The following is an 18,323-nucleotide window of genomic DNA, read 5'->3' as shown; positions in this document are numbered from 1 at the left end:
GACGCATGAACATCATCCTTTTCCATTCCACCTACGGTCTGCGGCCCGCCGTGCACGCCGCCGCCGACCGGCTGCGGGCCGCCGGCCACCAGGTGGAGGTGCCCGATCTGTTCGAGGGCCGGACCTTCGAGACGGTGGAGGAGGGCATGGCCTTCCAGGAGGAGGTGGGCCGGGACGAGCTGCTCAGGCGGGCGGTGCTGGCCGCCGCCCCGCTCTCGGACCGCGGTCTGGTCTACGCCGGGTTCTCCTTCGGCGGCTCGGTCGCCCAGCAGCTGGCCTTCGCCGACGACAAGGCCCGTGGCCTGCTCCTGCTGCACGGCACCTCGGACATCGCCGACGACGCCTCGGTGGACGAGCTCCCGGTCCAGCTGCACATCGCGGACCCGGACCCCTTCGAACCGCACGACTGGCTGACCGCCTGGTACCTGCGGATGCGGCGGGCCGGCGCGGACGTGGAGGTGCACCGGCACCCCGGAGCCGGCCACCTCTACACCGATCCGGAGCTCCCGGACCATGACGCGGAGGCCGCCGAGGACACCTGGAAGTCGGTGCTGGGCTTCCTCGACTCGCTCTGATCCCCGGCCGGAGGGCCCGGGAAGGCCCCGCCCCGGGAAAGGCCCCCGCCCCGGGCCGGGTGACCGGCTCGGGGCGGGGGCGGGGCGGGGCCGCGCTCAGGCGCGGTAGGCCGTCCACATGTTCTTCATCCGGCTCACCTGGCCGGCGGTGAACTGGTACATGCAGGAGTCGTACGTGTAGTCCATGAAGTTGTGGACCGGGTCGGCTCCCGGGGCGGTGCAGGTGTCACGGCCGGTCGGGCACTCGAACGCGGCGCTCTTCTCGGCCGGGGTGTCGGAGACGGAGTCCCCGCTGCCCGAGCAGCCGCCCTGGAAGGTGTGGTAGAGCCCCAGCCAGTGGCCGACCTCGTGGGTGCCGGTGTCGCCCTGGTTGTAGTTGGCGGCGGAGCCGCCCGGCAGCGAGGTGTTGAGCAGGACCACGCCGTCCATCTTCGGCTGCGAGGCGTAGGAGCTCGGGAAGGTCGCCCAGCCGAGCAGGCCGCCGCCGAGGTTGGCGGTGTACACGTTGAGGGCGTTCTTGCCGCCCTTGCGCAGCGCGTTCTTCATGTTCTTCTCGGCGCTGGTGCCGTCCGAGACGTTGTACCAGGTGGCGTTGTTCGTGTAGTCGGTGGAGACCAGCGAGAACCGGAAGCCGGAGTCGGTGTTGCCGGTGCCCTGGCCGCTGTAGGCCGAGTTCAGGACCGCGATCTGCCGGTCGATCTCGGCGGCCGTCAGCTTCCCGGCGGTGCCGTTGTGGATGACGTGGAAGTAGACCGGGATGGTGGTGGCGGCGGCCGCGGCGGCGGAGGTCGCGCGCTGCGGCTGGTTCTTGAGCTTCTTGTCCAGCTTCGCCTTGAAGTCGGCGTCCATCGCGGCGGCCTGGGTGCTGCTGAGCTCGTTGGGCTCGGCGGTGTGGCCGGCCCCGGGACGGGCCACCCGGGCGTTGGCCGGGGCGGCGGCCGTCTCGTCGGCGCAGACCTCGGCGGGGGTCTTGGCGGCGGCGACCGTGGTGGCGGCCGAGAGCGGGGTGAAGGCCAGGGTGGTGGCCAGGACCGCCGTACCGAGCAGGCGGCGACGGAGAAGGGGGGATATGCGGGCAACGGCGCGCACGTGTGCTCCTCGCGGGGAAATGTGGGGGTGGCGGAGAAACGATCTCTCCTCAACTGGCGCGCAGCTTACGTGTGCATGTCATTGCAGCCCAAGGGGTGAGTTGTAAAAGATTTGTTGCCCGATGCGCACAACGGCGTCCGGGAGGTTCCCGGACGCCGTTGTGGACCGCAAGATTGACGGTCAATCAGAAATGATCACCGGACCGGCTGGTTGACCCGCTCGACCCGCTGGGTGCCGTTCAGGGTCCGGTAGGACCGCACCCAGCTGGTGCCGGCGTTCCGGTTCGACCGGTCGGAGATCACGTAGTAGTCCATCTGCGCGCGCTCCGCGGTCACGTCGAGCACCCCGTACCCGTGACCGTCCATGTCCACCCACTTCACGTGCCGGTTGGCGGCCTTCACCGCGGTCTCGGCGACCAGGGAGACGGTGTCCGCCGGGACGTGCAGGATGTCGTCCAGGTTGTCGGAGGTCACCGAGGTGACCACGAACTCGGTCGCCGCGGTGCCCGAGAAGGGGTAGGTGGCCTGGTTCACCGGGACCTCGTTCGCCCAGGCCATGTGGATGTCGCCGGTCAGGAACACGGTGTTGCGGATGTTCCGGTTCCGCAGGTGGCCCAGGAGTTCCCTCCGGTCGTCCGTGTACCCGTCCCACTGGTCCACGTTGACCGCCAGTCCGCCCTGCGGCAGCCCGAGCAGTTCCGCCAGCGGCCCCAGCAGATGGGCGGGCAGCGATCCGAAGGCCACCGGCGAGATCATCACCGAGGTGCCGACCAGCTTCCAGGCGGCGTCCGATCCGGCCAGCCCGGCCTTCAGCCAGTCCAGCTGGGCCCGCCCGGTGATCGTCCGCTCCGGGTCGTCCACCGCCCCGCTGCCGGCCGTGACCTGCTGGGAGCGGAAGGAGCGCAGGTCCAGCAGGTGCAGATCGGCCAGGGTGCCGAACCGCAGCCGCCGGTAGACGGTGCCCGCCGTGGAGGCGCGGACCGGCATCCACTCGAAGTACGCCTGCTTGGCGGCGGCCGCGCGGGCCGCCCACTCGCCCTCCGCGCCCGGGGTGTGGTTCTCCGCGCCGCCCGCCCAGGCGTCGTTGGCGAACTCGTGGTCGTCCCAGATGGCGACCACCGGATGGGCCGCGTGCAGGGCCTGGAGGTCAGGGTCCGACTTGTAGTTCCCGTGCCGGGTCCGGTAGTCGGCGAGGGTGGTGATCTCGTGCTTCGGCTCGTGCTGCCGCACCCCGTACTTCGCCTCGGGGTAACCCCCGGCCCGGTACTCGTAGATGTAGTCGCCCAGGTGCAGGACGGCGTCCAGGTCGGTGCGGGCGGCCAGGTGGCGGTAGGCGGAGAACCAGCCGGCCTCCCAGTTGGCGCAGGACACCACGCCGAAGCGGACCCCGGGGGTGGCGGCCCCGTGCGCCGCGGTGGTGCGGGCCCGGCCGGTGGGGGAGGGGGTCCCGCCGGCGGTGAACCGGTAGAAGTGGTCGGTGCCGGGCCGCAGTCCCCGTACGTCGGCCTTGACGGTGTGGTCGGAGGCGGCGGAGGCGGTCACGCTGCCGCTCGCCACGATCCGGGAGAAGGCGCGGTCCTCCGCGACCTCCCAGCCGACCGGCAGGTCGGGGCCCAGGCCCGAGCCGGGCACGGCTCCGGGGAGCGGGGTGACGCGGGTCCAGAGCAGGAACCCGTCGGGCAGCGGGTCGCCGGAGGCGACTCCGTGCAGGAACGCCGGTGCGTTGCCGGCCGCCCGGGCCGGGCCGCCGGCGAGGGCCAGCGGGGCCAGGGCGGCGGTGGCCGCGGCCGCCAGCACCACGGTGCGGCGGCGCGGGGACGGCATGGGGGCAGGGGGAAGTTGACTGGTCACGGCCGCACAGATTACTGAGCGGTAGTCAGCTTTCACACCCTCGTGCAGGCAAAGGGCGGGCGAACTTCCGGAGTCCGCCCGCCCGTTCCGCAGATCTGCCGGGTCAGCCCTTGAGGGCCGCGTCGATGGCCGCGGTGTACGCCTCGGGCGTCTGCGGGGTCTCGATCTTCTTGCCGTCCATCTTCAGGGTCGGCGTGCCCTTCACCCCGGAGGCGTCGAAGGACTTCGACATCTCGATGGCCCACCGGTCGTAGGTGCCGTCGTTGACCGCCTTGGCGAACGCGGCGTTGCCCTTGAGCGCGGGCACCTGCTCGGCGACCTCGATCAGGTACGAGTCCTTGGCGAACTTGTCCTGGGACTCCTCGGGGTGGTTCGCCGTCGAGTACAGCGCCGCCTTGTAGTCCAGGAAGGCCTGCGGGCTGACGTTCAGCGCCGCGCCGAGCGCGCTCAGCGCGTTCTTGGAGCCCTCGCCCTTCATCGCGTTGTCGATGAAGGTGGCGCCCACGTACCGCAGCTTGTACTTGCCGTCGTTGACGTCCTTCTTCACCTGCTCGCCCACCGACTGCTCGAAGGTGGCGCAGGCCGGGCAGCGCGAGTCCTCGTACAGCTCCAGGGTCTTCTTCGCCTCGGGCTTGCCGATCACCACGGTGGTGCCGTTCTCGCCGGTGGCGTTCTTCGGGGTCACCAGGGTGGCCGTGGCGGCCTTCTCCCAGGCGTCCGGCTTGGTGGCCTCCATGACCAGGTAGCCGATGCCGCCGGCCAGGGCCAGCACACCGACCACCGAACCGGCCACGACGGCCTGCCGGCGCGCCTTGGCCTTCTTCTCCTGGGCCTCGCGCTCCAGGCGCAGCCGCTCGCGGGCGGCTTCCTTGTTGGCCTTGCTGTTGCGTGCGCTCATGGTCGTACTCCGTGAAAGGTGAAGGTGAGGTGGGGTCCCGCGGTACGTCGGTCAGGCTCCGAGCGGAGCCGTGGCCGGTCCGGGGGGTCCCCGGCGTCCCACCGAGTGCACGGGGAACCGGGTCCGCGGCGAGCCGCCCGCCCGGCCCGGCCGCAGGGTCCGCCGGGCCGGCCCGGTGAGGACCCGGAGCGCGGCGGCCGCGGCCAGCCGCAGCGGCCGGAAGGCCCCCGCCGCCACCGCGCGCAGCAGCCGGCCCAGCGCCCGCTCGCCCTGCCAGAGCCACAGGGCGGCCAGCAGGCCCACGCCCACGTGCGCGCCCAGCAGCAGCCAGGGCACCCAGGGGCCGGGGGCCGCGAGGAGCCCGGCGGGGCCGGCGGCCGGCCCGGCCATCTCGGCCAGCGGTCCGCCCACCGGGGTGCCCCCGCACAGCTCCTCCAGGCCCAGGGCCCGCAGCGGGCCGGCGACGGGGCCGCCGGCCGGGCCGTAGCAGAGGTGCTGGCCGGCCGTGAACACGGTGTCCGCGGCCAGCTCCAGCGGCACCAGCAGTCCGGCGATCGGGCCGAAGCCGCGCTCCCGGCCGGCCAGCGCGTAGCTGATCGCGAAGACGGCGGCGAAGGCGCCGAGCACCAGCGAGGGCGGCAGCGGCACCCGGGACATCAGGACATGGCTGCCGGCCGAGAGCAGCACGACGAGGGCGCTGAACAGCGCCGCCCGCAGGCCTCTGAGCCGTATCCCTGATATGTCCATCGCCGCGAGTGTGCCATGAGTCCCTGTGAAACCGGGTCTCAGGTCCCGACCGCCCCTTCCGTCACAGGCCCCCGGGGACCAGCCGGCCGTTGCGGAACAGGTCCACGAACAGCTGGTGGTCGGCCCGCGCCCGGGCGCCGTACGCGTGCGCGAACTCCACCAGCAGCTCCCCGAAGCCCTCCTCGTCCGCCGCGATGGCGGCGTCGATGGCCCGCTCGGTGGAGAACGGGACCAGGGACTGCCCGCTCTCCTGCTCGTCGGCCGCCCCGTGCATGGTCGCCGTCGCCCGGCCCAGGTCGGCGACCACGGCCGCGATCTCCTCCGGGTCGTCGATGTCCGACCAGTCCAGGTCCACCGCGTAGGGCGAGACCTCGGCGACCAGCTGGCCGGCCCCGTCCAGCTCGGTCCAGCCCAGCCAGGGGTCCGCGTGCGCCTGGAGCGCCCGCTGGGAGATCACCGTGCGGTGCCCCTCGTGGTGGAAGTAGTCGCGGACCGCCCGGTCGGTGACGTGCCGGGACACCGCCGGGGTCTGCGCCTGCTTGAGGTAGATCACCACGTCGTTCTCCAGGGCGTCGCTGTGCCCCTCCAGCAGGATGTTGTACGAGGGCAGCCCGGCCGAGCCGATGCCCACGCCCCGGCGGCCCACCACGTCCTTGACCCGGTAGGAGTCGGGCCGGACCAGGGACTCCTCGGGCAGGGTCTCCAGATAGCCGTCGAAGGCGGCGAGGACCTTGTAGCGGGTGGCCGCGTCCAGCTCGACGGCCCCGCCGCCGGGGGAGAAGCGCCGCTCGTGGTCCCGGATCTCCGTCATGGAGTCCAGCAGCGAGAACCGGGTCCGGGAGCGGGCCGCCCGCAGTGCGTCCAGCAGCGGGCCCTCGGCGGTGTCCAGGGTGAAGGAGGGCACCTCCTCGTGCTTGGCCCCCGTGGCCAGCAGGTGGATCCGCTCCCGGTAGGCGGCCGCGTAGGTCCGCACCAGCCCGGTGATCTGCTCGTCGCTGAGCGCCTTGGTGTAGCCGATCAGCGCGATCGAGGCGGCGAACCGCTTGAGGTCCCAGGTGAAGGGGCCGACGTAGGCCTCGTCGAAGTCGTTGACGTTGAAGACGAGGCGGCCGTTGGAGTCCATGTAGGTGCCGAAGTTCTCGGCGTGCAGATCGCCGTGGATCCAGACCCGGCCGGTCCGCTCGTCCAGGTACGGCCCGCCGTGCCGGTCCCGCTCCAGGTCGGCGTAGAACAGGCATGCGGTGCCGCGGTAGAAGGCGAAGGCGGAGGCCGCCATCTTCCGGAACTTCATCCGGAAGGCGGCGGGGTCGGCGGCGAGCAGCTCGCCGAACGCGGTGTCGAACACGTCCAGTATCTGCTCGGCGCGCTGCTCGTTCGTCGTCTCGGGGACCGCCATGGCGGATGCCTCCTGCTTGGTTTCCGGACAGCTGTACACGGTGGTGCAACGGCTGACGCTACCGTTCCGTGCCGCCGGTCCGTCGGTCGGTGGACGTAGGATTCGTAGCTGCCCCCTCGCCCCGCCCCCGGAGGACCCGCGCCGTGACAAAGCCGCCGTTCACGCACCTGCACGTCCACACCCAGTACTCGCTGCTGGACGGTGCCGCGCGGCTGAAGGACATGTTCAACGCCTGCAACGAGATGGGCATGACGCACATCGCCATGTCCGACCACGGCAACCTGCACGGCGCCTATGACTTCTTCCACACCGCGAAGAAGGCCGGGATCACGCCGATCATCGGCATCGAGGCCTATGTGGCCCCGGAGTCCCGGCGCAACAAGCGGCGCATCCAGTGGGGCCAGCCGCACCAGAAGCGGGACGACGTCTCCGGCTCCGGCGGCTACACCCACAAGACGATCTGGGCCTCCAACGCCACCGGTCTGCACAACATCTTCCGGCTGTCCTCCGACGCGTACGCCGAGGGCTGGCTCACGAAGTGGCCGCGGATGGACAAGGAGACGATCTCCCAGTGGTCCGAGGGGCTGATCGCCTCCACCGGCTGCCCCTCCGGCGAGGTGCAGACCCGGCTCCGGCTCGGCCAGTTCGACGAGGCGGTGCAGGCCGCCTCCGACTACAAGGACATCTTCGGCGAGGGGCGCTACTTCCTGGAGCTCATGGACCACGGCATCGAGATCGAGCGCCGGGTCCGGGACGGGCTCCTGGAGATCGGCAAGAAGCTCGGCATCCCGCCGCTGGTGACGAACGACTCGCACTACACCTACGCGAGCGAGGCCACCGCCCACGACGCGCTGCTCTGCATCCAGACCGGCAAGAACCTCTCGGACCCGGACCGCTTCCGCTTCGACGGCACCGGCTACTACCTGAAGTCGACCGACGAGATGTACGCGATCGACTCCTCGGACGCCTGGCAGGAGGGCTGCGCCAACACCCGGCTGGTCGCCGACCAGATCGACACCGAGGGCATGTTCAAGTTCCGGAACCTGATGCCGAAGTTCGACATCCCGGACGGGCACACCGAGGTCAGCTGGTTCCGCGAGGAGACCATGCGCGGCATGCACCGCCGCTACCCCGGGGGCATTCCGGACGACCGGATGCAGCAGGCCGAGTACGAGATGGACACGATCATCTCGATGGGCTTCCCCGGCTACTTCCTCGTGGTCGCCGACTTCATCATGTGGGCCAAGAACCAGGGGATCGCGGTGGGCCCGGGCCGAGGCTCCGCGGCCGGCTCGATCGTGGCGTACGCCATGGGCATCACCGACCTCGACCCGCTCACCCACGGTCTGATCTTCGAGCGGTTCCTGAACCCCGAGCGCGTCTCCATGCCCGATGTCGACATCGACTTCGACGAGCGCAGGCGCGTCGAGGTGATCCGGTACGTGACCGAGAAGTACGGGGCCGACAAGGTCGCCATGATCGGCACCTACGGCACCATCAAGGCCAAGAACGCGATCAAGGACTCGGCCCGGGTGCTGGGCTACCCCTACGCGATGGGCGACCGGCTCACCAAGGCCATGCCCGCCGACGTCCTCGGCAAGGGCATCCCGCTCTCCGGCATCCTGGACCCGCAGCACCCCCGCTACGGCGAGGCCGGCGAGATCCGCGGGATGTACGAGAACGAGCCGGACGTGAAGAAGGTCATCGACACCGCCCGCGGTGTGGAGGGCCTGGTCCGCCAGATGGGCGTGCACGCGGCCGGCGTGATCATGTCCAGCGAGACCATCACCGACCACGTGCCGGTCTGGGTGCGCCACACCGACGGGGTCACCATCACCCAGTGGGACTACCCGAGCTGCGAGTCGCTCGGCCTGCTGAAGATGGACTTCCTCGGCCTGCGCAACCTCACGATCATGGACGACGCCGTCAAGATGGTGAAGGCCAACAAGGGGATCGACATCGACCTCCTGGCCCTGCCGCTCGACGACCCCAAGACCTTCGAACTGCTCGGCCGCGGCGACACCCTCGGCGTGTTCCAGTTCGACGGCGGGCCCATGCGCTCCCTGCTGCGCCTGATGAAGCCCGACAACTTCGAGGACATCTCCGCCGTATCGGCCCTCTACCGGCCGGGCCCGATGGGCATGAACTCGCACACGAACTACGCCCTGCGCAAGAACAAGCAGCAGGAGATCACCCCGATCCACCCGGAGCTGGAGGGCCCCCTCGAAGAGGTCCTCGCGGTCACCTACGGCCTGATCGTCTACCAGGAGCAGGTCCAGAAGGCCGCCCAGATCATCGCCGGGTACTCGCTCGGCGAGGCCGACATCCTGCGCCGTGTGATGGGCAAGAAGAAGCCCGAGGAGCTGGCGAAGAACTTCGTCATCTTCGAGGAGGGGGCCAAGAAGAAGGGGTTCAGCGACCAGGCGATCAAGGCCCTCTGGGACGTCCTGGTCCCCTTCGCCGGCTACGCCTTCAACAAGGCGCACTCCGCCGCCTACGGCCTCGTCTCCTACTGGACGGCCTACCTCAAGGCGAACTTCCCGGCCGAGTACATGGCCGGTCTGCTCACCTCGGTCAAGGACGACAAGGACAAGTCCGCGATCTACCTGAACGAGTGCCGCCGGATGGGCATCAAGGTGCTCCCGCCGAACGTGAACGAGTCGGAGCCGAACTTCGCCGCCCAGGGCGACGACGTGATCCTCTTCGGGCTCACCGCCGTCCGCAACGTCGGCCAGAACGTGGTCGAGTCGATCATCAAGACCAGGAAGGCCAAGGGGAAGTACTCCAGCTTCCCGGACTTCCTGGACAAGGTGGAGGCCGTGGTCTGCAACAAGCGGACCGTGGAGTCGCTGATCAAGGCCGGGGCCTTCGACGAGATGGGCCACACCCGCAAGGGCCTGGTCGCCCACCACGAGCCGATGATCGACAACGTGGTCGCGGTGAAGCGCAAGGAGGCCGAGGGACAGTTCGACCTGTTCGGCGGAATGGGTGACGAGGGCGCCGCGGACGAACCCGGCTTCGGGCTCGACGTGGAGTTCTCCGACGTGGAGTGGGAGAAGTCCTACCTGCTCGCCCAGGAGCGCGAGATGCTCGGCCTCTACGTCTCCGACCACCCGCTCTTCGGCCTGGAGCACGTGCTCTCCGACAAGACCGACGCCGGGATCGCCCAGCTCACCGGCGGGGAGCACTCCGACGGCGCGGTGGTCACCATCGGCGGCATCATCTCCGGCCTCCAGCGGAAGATGACCAAGCAGGGCAACGCCTGGGCCATCGCCACCGTCGAGGACCTGGCCGGCTCCATCGAGTGCATGTTCTTCCCGGCCACCTACCAGCTGGTCTCCACCCAGCTGGTCGAGGACACCGTGGTCTTCGTCAAGGGCCGCCTCGACAAGCGCGAGGACGTCCCCCGGCTGGTCGCCATGGAGATGATGGTCCCCGACATCTCCTCCGCCGGGACCAACGCCCCCGTGGTCCTCACCATCCCCACGGTGAAGGTCACCCCGCCGATGGTGGCCCGCCTCGGCGAGATCCTGCGCCACCACCACGGCAACACCGAGGTCCGGATCAAGCTCCAGGGGCCGCGGTCCACCACCGTGCTCCGGCTGGACAAGCACCGGGTCAAGCCCGACCCGGCCCTGTTCGGCGACCTGAAGGTGCTGCTCGGCCCGTCCTGCCTGGCCGGCTGAGGCCCGGCCCGCCCGCGGGCCCCGTCCGTACGCGCGAAGGGCGCCCCCGGTACTCGCCGGGGGCGCCCTTCGTCACACCGCGACCGGAGGCGTCAGTTGTGGCCGAACTTCTTCTGCTTCCTCTTGTGCGCCATGTCCAGCGGGCTGGGCGAGGAGGACGGGCTGTCCGGCATGGACTCCGCGGAGGCCTTCGGGGCGTCCTGGGCGGAGCGGGCCTGCTGCTTGGCGGGCTGCTGGCGGTTCTTGTTCTTGGCCATGGGGAAGCCTCCGTGAGGGGTGTAGGGGCCAGGGCCGCCTTCACACTCACATACGGCAATAACCACCGCATTTTGGATCATTACCGAGTGTAGTCATCAGGCCTGTGCCGCGGAGCCCGGGCATCCGCCACGCCGATGATCGAGTTCCGGCCGTCAACACCCTTACGGTCGGGCAGACTCGGGGTAAACCAGAGCGCTCCCGGAAGAGGGTGGTAAGCGTGGACCGCTGCGTCGTCCTGGTGGACGCCGGCTATCTGCTGGGCGCCGCCGCGAGTCTTCTCGCAGGGGAGCCCTCCCGCTCCCGCATCACCGTCGACCACGCCGCCCTCATCCAGGGGCTGAGGGAACGGGCCGAAGCGGACACCGAACAGCCGCTGCTCCGCATCTACTGGTTCGACGGCGCCCCCGACCGGGTGCCGCAGCCCGAGCACCGCAGGCTCCGCGTGATGCCCCGGGTCACCGTCCGGCTCGGCGCCCTGACCCGCAGCGACGGCCGCTGGGCGCAGAAGGGCGTGGACGCGGCCATGCACGCCGAGCTCACCGAGCTGGCCCGCAACCGGGCCTGCTCGGACGTGGTCCTGGTGACCGGGGACGGGGACCTCCTCCCGGGCCTGATGTCCGCGAAGGAACACGGGGTGGCCGTCCACCTGTGGGCCGTGCAGGCCGCGGACGGGGACTACAACCAGTCCGAGGACCTGGTCGCCGAGGCCGACGAACGGCGGGTGCTGGACCGGGTCTGGATCACCCGGGCGGTCCGCGCCAAGGACCTCAGCGGACTCTGCGCCCCGCCGCCCGCCCCCCGCCCCGAGATCGCGGCCATCCTCTCCGCGCCGCTCCCCGAGGCGGCCCTCGCCGAGGCGGCCCGCAACGGCTCCGCCCCCGGCGAGCGGGGCCTGTCGGGCCCGCCGGGCCCGGACGGGCGAAACGGTACGGCCGTTCCGGCGCCCGCCGCGTCCGGCGCCGGACGCGGGGACCTGGCCGAGCTCGGCCCCGCGCTGGACCCGGGCCTCGGGGCGGCCGCCGGAGCCGGCACCGGACCCGGCCGGGCCGTGCCCACCCCCAAGGACCTGGCCGGGCTGCGCGGGCCCGGCGCCCCGGCCGGGGCCGGCCCGCTGGCCGCGGCCGCCGCCGGCGGACAGCCACCGGCCGGCAGCGCCCTGCGCTGGTCCTCCGACAAGGGCTGGATCGACCGGCCCGGCCCGCTGGGCGAGCCCGCCGAGACCGCCTCGCTGCCCACCCTCGCCCAGCTCACCAGCGCCGAGCAGCGCTGGGCCGACCGGGAGGAGGACATCACCACCGTCGGCGGCGACCCCTTCGAGGTCGGCCAGGTCTTCGCCCGGCGCTGGATGGAGCGTCTCCCGGAGACCGTCCACCTGCAGAAACTGTCCACGATGTACCCCCGGATCCCGCACCGGATCGACGGGGAACTGCTGCGTTACGCCGCCCGGTTCGGGCTGCTCGCGCACAAGGACGACCAGATCGACGAGCACGACCGCTACGCCATCCGGGCGGGCTTCTGGCGGGAGATCGACGTCCGGGCGGCCGCCGAGCACGTCGCCGCACCGGCGACCCCGGGCACCGGGGAGGCCTCCTGACCCCGTAGGCTGCTCCCTCGTGAACACGGGCACGGCACAGGCGGAACACGGCACGGCGGACGCCGCCACCACGGACGCCACGACGGACGCCGGAACGGCCGGGGTCGTGTGCACGGTCCGCGGCCTGGTCAAGACCTACCCGGCGGTCCGCGGCCGGCGCGGGGTCCCCGCGCTGCCCGAGACCCGTGCCACCGACGACATCTCGCTGGACATCCGGCGCGGGGAGATCTTCGGTCTGCTCGGCCCCAACGGGGCCGGCAAGTCCACCCTGGTCCGCCAGCTCACCGGACTGCTGCGGCCCGACGCGGGATCGGTGGAGCTGCTCGGCCACGACCTGGTGCGCCACCCCGAGCGGGCCGCCCGGCTGCTGGCCTATCTGGGCCAGGAGTCCACCGCCCTGGACGAGCTCACGGTGGCGCTGGCCGCCGAGACCACCGGGCGGCTGCGCGGGCTGACCGCACCGGCGGCCCGGGCCGCCCGGGACGCGGTCCTGGAGGAACTCGACCTCACCGCGATCGCCGGCCGGCCGCTGAAGAAGCTGTCCGGCGGACAGCGCCGGCTGGCCTGTTTCGCGGCCGCCCTGACCGGGGAGCGGCCGGTGCTGGTCCTCGACGAGCCGACCACCGGAATGGACCCGGTGGCCCGGCGGGCCGTCTGGGCGGCGGTGGACCGGCGGCGGGCCGAGCGCGGCGCCACCGTGGTGCTGGTCACCCACAACGTCATCGAGGCGGAGACCGTCCTGGACCGGGTCGCCGTGGTCGACCAGGGCCGGGTCATCGCCTGCGACACCCCGGCCGGGCTGAAGGCCCGGGTCTCCGACGAGGTCCGGCTGGAGCTCGTCTGGCGGGAGCGGGCACCGCTGGAGGTGCCCGCGGTCGCCGCGCTGGCGGCCTCGGCCGCCGAGTCCGGGCGCAGGTGGGTGCTGCGGCTGGGCCCGGACGAGGCCCGCGCCGCGGTGGCCGCCGTCACCGGCGGCCCGGCCTTCGCGGCGCTGGACGACTTCACGCTGGCGACGCCCAGCCTGGAGGACGTGTACCTGGCCCTGGGGGGCCGTGTGAAGGGCCTGGTGAAGTCATGACCGAAGTGACCGGAGCCGTGACCGGAGCCGTACGCGCCGGAGCGGGCCGGGCCGCCGCGACGGCCGAGGCCCCCGGCCCGGCCGCGGCCGGCCGTCCCGAGGCCGCCGAGGGCGGCCCCCGGGCCGCCGCCCCGGCACCGCCGGCCCCGCTGGCCCCCCGGGCGCGGCTGCTGCCCGCCATGGCCGCCGTGTACCGGGCCCAGCTGTCCCGGGCCCGGGTGGCCCGGATCCCGCTGCTGTTCGTGGCCACCTTCCAGTCCGTCGGGATCATGGTCCTGATGCGCGGGGTGGTCGACGGGGGCAGCGAGGCCCGGGCCGTGGTGGCCGGGTCCTCGGTGCTGGTGGTGGCCTTCGTCGCGCTGAACCTGCTCGCCCAGTACTTCGGGCAGCTGCGGGCCTCCGGCGGCCTCGACCACTACGCCACCCTGCCGGTGCCGCCCGCCTCGGTGGTGCTGGGCGCCGCCGCCGCGTACGCCTCCTTCACCCTGCCGGGCACCCTGGTCACGGCGGTCTTCGGCTGTCTGCTGTTCGGACTGCCGATGGGCGGCCTGTGGATCCTGGCAGCCGTGGTGCCGCTGGCCGGGGCGGCGCTGGCCGGGCTGGGCGCGGCGCTGGGGCTGCTCGCCCCGCGCCAGGAGCTGGCCACCCTGGCGGGGCAGCTGGGGATGTCGGCGGCGCTGCTGCTGGGCGTGCTGCCGCCGGAGCGGATGCCCGAGCCGATCGTCTGGGCCCGGGACCTGCTGCCGTCCACGTACGGGGTGGAGGCCTTCGCGCGGACCTTCGCCCCGCATCCCGACTGGGCGGCCGTGGCCCTGGACCTGGGGGTCTGCGGGGCGGTGGGCGCGCTCTCGCTGGCCGTGGCCACCTGGGCCTACCGTCGGGCGGCCGTGCGCTAGCCGATCGCCGATGTGCGGATGCCCCGGTGGCTGTCGGCCGCCGGGGCATCGTTACATTCCCTATGGGTGATTTTAATGTGGGTTGCGTACCTTTGAGGGCATGTCTGTCACCCCCCACACCCCCCACACCCCCCACACCTCCCGCACCCTCCGCCTGCCCCGTGTCCTGCGCACCGGCGCGGTCCTGGTGACCGCCACCGCCGCGATATCCCTGGGCGCCGCCTCGGGCGCGCTCGCCGCGACCGCACCCGCCCCGCTGCCCGCGCCGGTGGTCCGGACCGTCCAGCTGTCCCACCCCGGCTACACCGCCGAGGTGGTCCGGACCGGCGGGCACGCCTACCGGGCCGACATCCTCTTCCACGGCAAGCGGATCGCCACCCTGGCCGCGCAGGACCGCAGCACCTCGGGCACCAACCTCAACGGGCTCAACGTCCAGCTGACCGCCCAGGGCCGGATCACCTCGTGGACCGAGCAGTTCCGGCCCGCCCCGGTCCGGACCCCGGCCCCGGTCCAGGCGCCGCGCTAGGCCGGAAGGCTAGAAGGTGTCCTGCGGCGGCGGCGTCTTGCCGCCGCCGTGGACGTGCGGGGGCGGGTACGTGCCGGTCCAGGCGGCCGGGGCCGGGTCGCGGGGGGTCCAGACGGCCGTCAGGGCCAGATGGACGATCACGGCCGCCATCGGCCAGGCCAGCAGCGCTCCGTGGGCCAGCAGCTGGAGCGGGGCGTCGAAGGGCACGCCCTTGCCCGCCGCCTTCGCGGCCGCGACCAGGTCCCGGGAGGGGCCCAGCCACAGGCCCAGCCGCCAGCCGATCAGCGAGGCGAACACCGATCCCGCGGTGAGTCCGACGACCAGCGGGACCCCGCCGCGCCGCCGCCACAGGAACACCGCGACCGCGCTGAGCAGGCCAAGGCCCAGGGACAGCAGGAAGAAGGTGCCGTCGGCCCCGATCCGGGCCTCGCTCTCGCTGTCCCGCAGGAACACCGCCTCCCCGTTGGAGACGTACTGCACCCGGGGTGCCAGCCAGACCCAGAGCAGCCCCAGCAGCACGCCGGAGACCCCGACGGCGAGGGCGACGGCCGCACCGTCGCGGACGTCCGCGGCGGTGATGCCCGCCGAGCCGTCGGCGCCGCCCGGGTCCGGGGAGGCGGAGGGCGGCTCGAAGGGGTTCGCGGGGGGCGGCGGGGTCACGGCTTCGGTCACCCCCACATCGTGCCAGGTGACCGCCGTCCCGGCCGTGCGGGGGCGGTCGGCCGGGCTACCGGCGCATCCCGGGCCGGATACCGCGCCGGGTCTCAGGGGCGGGCGATCGGGGCGAGGACGGCCGAGGTCAGGGCCGCCAGGTCGGCCGGGGCCAGCTCGACCTCCAGACCGCGCCGGCCCGCCGACACGCACACCGTGGCGTGCCCGGAGGCCGTGGAGTCCAGCACCGTCCGGAGCCGCTTGCGCTGCCCCAGCGGGGAGATCCCGCCCCGGACGTAGCCGGTGGTCCGCTCCGCCAGCGCCGGATCCGCCATCGCCGCCCGCTTGCCGCCCACCGCCGAGGCCAGTGCCTTCAGGTCCAGCGAGCCGGACACCGGCACCACCGCCACGGTCAGCGTCCCGTCCACCTCGGCCACCAGGGTCTTGAACACCCGGTCGGGGGAGGCCCCCATGGCCTCGGCGGCCTCCTCGCCGTACGAGGGGTGCGCCGGGTCGTGCTCGTAGGAGTGCACGGTGTGCGCCACCCCGGCCGCGGTCACCGCGGTCAGCGCCGGGGTCCCGGCCGCCGGCTGCCTGTCGCGCTTCGCCATCGGGGCCGCCTCAGTTCGGGCTGGTCGGGGCGAAGGTGAGGTCCACCGCCGGCAGCGAGGGCAGATGGCGGATGACCGCCGTCTCGGTCCGCAGCAGCTTCAGCTCCTCGGCCAGCCGGGTCGCCGTGTCCGGGGCCTGCAGCAGCCGCTGCCGTGCCGGCACGTCCAGCACCACGGTGGCCGCGACCAGGTAGGACACCACCGACGGGTCGTCGGGCAGCTCCGTCGCGGTGGTCGACAGGGTCCGCTCCCGGGCCCCCGCGAGCCGCTTCTGGTAGCTGTGGAAGGCCCTCAGCACTCCCTCGGCCAGCGCCCCGGCGCCCTCGCCGAGGTCCTCCGGGAGCTCCTCCAGCTCGGCCTCCAGGAACGGCCCGGAGGCGTCCACGGACAGCAGCCGGACCCGGGTGGTGCCGGTGGCGAGCACCTCGAAGGTGCCGTCCTCCCGCTCCCGGATGGTGGCCGCGTCGGCGATGCAGCCCACCCGGTGGAAGGCCTGGATCGGGTCCGCGCCGAACCCGGCCGACGGGCCCCGGTCCGGCAGGGCCGTCTCGTCCGGCATGCCGGGCGCCGTCGAGGCGACCTCGCGGCCGTCCCGGATCGCCACGACGGCGAACCGGCGCGGCCCCTCGTCCCCCGCCTTCAGCAGTTCGCGCATCATGGCGCGATAACGCTCCTCGAAGACGTTGAGGGGGAGCAGCAGGCCGGGGAACAGCACCGCGTTCAGCGGGAAGAGCGGCAGGCGAACGGTGGTCACGAGCCACAGGGTAGTGCTCCGGGGCCCGGACCCGTCACCCCCGCCTCAGCAGCCGCGACGCGCCCGCCGCGACCGTGGTGGCCAGGATCCACCCCAGCATCACCAGCAGGGCGGCCGTCCACTGCCAGCCGCCCCGCAGGTCCCACTGGCCCTGCTGACCGAGATCGACCACCGGCAGCAGGAGGTCCAGGGCGTAGAGGACGGCGTTCCACTGCGGGTGCTCCTCCCGCTTGATCGGCATCGGATCGTGACCGGCGAACAGCACCGAACCGGCGGCCCACAGCACCAGCATCCACAGGGCGGCCCGCCCCGGCCGGTAGCCGTAGGCCACCGTCCAGTCCTGGAGGTACCCCCAGGCGGTGGCGGCCGGCGGCAGCGTGCTCCGCCGCCTCCGCTGCTTGGCCAGCAGCACCTGCCGGGCGTCCGAGTCCTCGCCGCCGGCCCGCAGCACCGCCGCCAGCCGCTCGTACGGCTCGGGGGAGTACTCGGGGGTGGCCGCCGCCAGCCACTCCAGCCGCCGGACCACCGGGAACGCCCCGCGCGGCGCCAGGTTCTCGTAGACGAACCCCTCCAGCGACAGCCGGCCCGGGCCCGGCCAGGAGGCCGCCGTGTCGACCAGCTTCACCACCTTCGCCCCGGACAGCACCGCCCGGCCGCGGGCCGGCCGCTCCCCGACGAACCGGAGCTCCGGGGTCTGGATCCGGCGCAGCGACAGCTCCTGCTCCTCGGTGAGCCGGAACCGGGCCCCGTAGAAGTCCACCGCGTCCCCGAACCGGCCGTCGTCCATCCGCAGCCCGCCCCGGCACTCGAAGGGCCGGGTCCGGCCGCCGTGCAGCGGGGTCTCGCCCAGCCCGTACGGGGGAGTGGCCGAGGGGTCCCCGGTGCCCTGGTCCAGGGCGGCCGAGGTCATGTACAGGGTCCGCTCCACGGACAGCTGCGGGGCGTTCAGGGCCCGCGGGCCCCACGGGTTGGCCAGCGTCGCCCCGCGCAGGCTCATCGACACCCCGACCTTCGCCCCGCGCAGGCTGACCTCCCCGTAGGTCTCCAGCAGGTCGGCCTGGAAGTCCTGGGCCACCGTCAGCCCGTCGGCGGCGATCGCCCGCCCCTTGGCGTCCCGCTGCACCACGGCCCGGCTGAGCAGCAGGTCCGTGCCGATCTGCGCGTCGGTCAGCCGGATGCCGCGGGCCACCCGGCAGCGCGGCAGGTGCAGGTCCCCGTCGGTGTGCAGCCGGGACGCCTCCAGCCGGGGGACCAGGCAGCGGACCAGCCGCAGCGTGCCGACCCGGGCCTCGGACAGCCGGACCTCGCCGTCGAAGCGGCAGGCCTGGAGTTCCACGTACGGGGAGACGGTGCCGCCGGACAGGTCCAGCCGGCCGGATATCCGCACCCCGCGCAGCTTCAGCGAGGCCACCCGGCCGGGGACCGGGGGCGGGCCGTGGAGCAGCAGCAGCGCCACCACCTCCGCCCGCACGGTCCGCTCCGGGCCCCAGAAGCGGTCCGCGAAGGGGTCGTCGGCCCCGGCATCCCGGGCGCTCAGATCGCAGACCCCGCCGGTCCGGAAGGCCTCCCAGACACGCCGTTCCGACGCGCTCAGATCCTCCGGCCGCAGCTCGTCCGGCATCCCGGTCAACGCGGTCCCCCTCCGCTCGGCACTCCGTGCCCGGGCACGCTACCGACCGGCTGTGACGTCCGTGACGTGTATCAGCCAGTGATA

16 protein-coding genes are annotated in these 18,323 nt (G+C 72.8%); 6 read left to right on the top strand and 10 right to left on the bottom strand.

The window, feature by feature from the left end; all coding sequences use genetic code 11:
- Positions 1-5 precede the first annotated feature (5 nt).
- Complete coding sequence (locus ACZ50K_RS01355) at positions 6-575, top strand: dienelactone hydrolase family protein (RefSeq protein WP_468895919.1); 570 nt, start codon at positions 6-8, stop codon at positions 573-575.
- Between the two features lie 96 nt (positions 576-671).
- Here ACZ50K_RS01355 and ACZ50K_RS01350 read toward each other — a convergent pair whose 3' ends face one another.
- The 5 genes from ACZ50K_RS01350 to ACZ50K_RS01330 all read right to left on the bottom strand — a co-directional run bounded on the left by ACZ50K_RS01350 (position 672) and on the right by ACZ50K_RS01330 (position 6,555).
- Entirely contained in the window at positions 672-1,664 is a 993-nt protein-coding gene (locus tag ACZ50K_RS01350; RefSeq protein WP_468895917.1) for a zinc metalloprotease, read from the bottom strand.
- 194 nt (positions 1,665-1,858) lie between these two features.
- Complete coding sequence (locus ACZ50K_RS01345; protein ID WP_468895915.1) at positions 1,859-3,487, bottom strand: alkaline phosphatase D family protein; 1,629 nt, start codon at positions 3,485-3,487, stop codon at positions 1,859-1,861.
- Positions 3,488-3,617: 130 nt separating this feature from the next.
- The gene (locus ACZ50K_RS01340) at positions 3,618-4,412 is read right to left on the bottom strand and encodes a DsbA family protein (protein WP_468895913.1); all 795 of its coding nucleotides are present in this window, start codon (positions 4,410-4,412) and stop codon (positions 3,618-3,620) included.
- Between the two features lie 51 nt (positions 4,413-4,463).
- On the bottom strand, positions 4,464-5,159 hold the full coding sequence (locus ACZ50K_RS01335; protein WP_468895911.1) for a hypothetical protein: 696 nt from the start codon (positions 5,157-5,159) through the stop codon (positions 4,464-4,466).
- A gap of 61 nt (positions 5,160-5,220) precedes the next feature.
- Positions 5,221-6,555 (bottom strand): DUF2252 domain-containing protein, encoded by a 1,335-nt coding sequence (locus ACZ50K_RS01330; RefSeq protein WP_468895908.1) that lies wholly within the window; start codon positions 6,553-6,555, stop codon positions 5,221-5,223.
- 143 nt (positions 6,556-6,698) lie between these two features.
- Here ACZ50K_RS01330 and dnaE point away from each other — a divergent pair, with 143 nt between their 5' ends.
- Positions 6,699-10,241, top strand: coding sequence for a DNA polymerase III subunit alpha (dnaE, locus tag ACZ50K_RS01325; RefSeq protein WP_468895905.1), 3,543 nt, complete (start codon positions 6,699-6,701; stop codon positions 10,239-10,241).
- 92 nt (positions 10,242-10,333) lie between these two features.
- Here the strand turns inward: dnaE and ACZ50K_RS01320 are convergent, their stop codons facing one another.
- The gene (locus tag ACZ50K_RS01320; RefSeq protein WP_468895902.1) at positions 10,334-10,498 is read right to left on the bottom strand and encodes a hypothetical protein; all 165 of its coding nucleotides are present in this window, start codon (positions 10,496-10,498) and stop codon (positions 10,334-10,336) included.
- 218 nt (positions 10,499-10,716) lie between these two features.
- Between ACZ50K_RS01320 and ACZ50K_RS01315 the strand changes: the two genes are divergently transcribed.
- The 4 genes from ACZ50K_RS01315 to ACZ50K_RS01300 all read left to right on the top strand — a co-directional run bounded on the left by ACZ50K_RS01315 (position 10,717) and on the right by ACZ50K_RS01300 (position 14,593).
- A complete protein-coding gene (locus ACZ50K_RS01315; RefSeq protein WP_468895900.1) occupies positions 10,717-12,093 on the top strand; it encodes an NYN domain-containing protein in 1,377 nt (458 codons plus the stop codon).
- Between the two features lie 106 nt (positions 12,094-12,199).
- Positions 12,200-13,171, top strand: a complete 972-nt coding sequence (locus ACZ50K_RS01310; RefSeq protein WP_468897150.1) for an ABC transporter ATP-binding protein — start codon at positions 12,200-12,202, stop codon at positions 13,169-13,171.
- Positions 13,168-14,067: an ABC transporter permease gene (locus tag ACZ50K_RS01305; protein ID WP_468895897.1), complete on the top strand. Its 900-nt coding sequence runs from the start codon at positions 13,168-13,170 to the stop codon at positions 14,065-14,067. The genes ACZ50K_RS01310 and ACZ50K_RS01305 overlap by 4 nt, the downstream gene beginning before the upstream one ends.
- A gap of 100 nt (positions 14,068-14,167) precedes the next feature.
- Positions 14,168-14,593: a hypothetical protein gene (locus ACZ50K_RS01300; RefSeq protein ID WP_468895894.1), complete on the top strand. Its 426-nt coding sequence runs from the start codon at positions 14,168-14,170 to the stop codon at positions 14,591-14,593.
- Positions 14,594-14,602: 9 nt separating this feature from the next.
- Here the strand turns inward: ACZ50K_RS01300 and ACZ50K_RS01295 are convergent, their stop codons facing one another.
- The 4 genes from ACZ50K_RS01295 to ACZ50K_RS01280 all read right to left on the bottom strand — a co-directional run bounded on the left by ACZ50K_RS01295 (position 14,603) and on the right by ACZ50K_RS01280 (position 18,230).
- On the bottom strand, positions 14,603-15,265 hold the full coding sequence (locus ACZ50K_RS01295; protein WP_468895891.1) for a hypothetical protein: 663 nt from the start codon (positions 15,263-15,265) through the stop codon (positions 14,603-14,605).
- Positions 15,266-15,357: 92 nt separating this feature from the next.
- Positions 15,358-15,855 carry a Cys-tRNA(Pro) deacylase gene (ybaK, locus tag ACZ50K_RS01290; RefSeq protein ID WP_468895888.1) on the bottom strand — a complete coding sequence of 166 codons (498 nt, stop codon included), beginning with the start codon at positions 15,853-15,855 and terminating at the stop codon, positions 15,358-15,360.
- Between the two features lie 10 nt (positions 15,856-15,865).
- Entirely contained in the window at positions 15,866-16,609 is a 744-nt protein-coding gene (locus ACZ50K_RS01285) for an LON peptidase substrate-binding domain-containing protein (RefSeq protein WP_468895886.1), read from the bottom strand.
- A gap of 34 nt (positions 16,610-16,643) precedes the next feature.
- On the bottom strand, positions 16,644-18,230 hold the full coding sequence (locus tag ACZ50K_RS01280; protein WP_468897148.1) for an oxidoreductase: 1,587 nt from the start codon (positions 18,228-18,230) through the stop codon (positions 16,644-16,646).
- Between the last annotated feature and the right edge of the window lie 93 nt (positions 18,231-18,323).

Source organism: Streptomyces sp. NPDC033845 (genome assembly GCF_055576225.1).
Note: the sequence above shows the minus strand (reverse complement) of the source record. Positions and strands in the feature narration are given on the sequence as shown.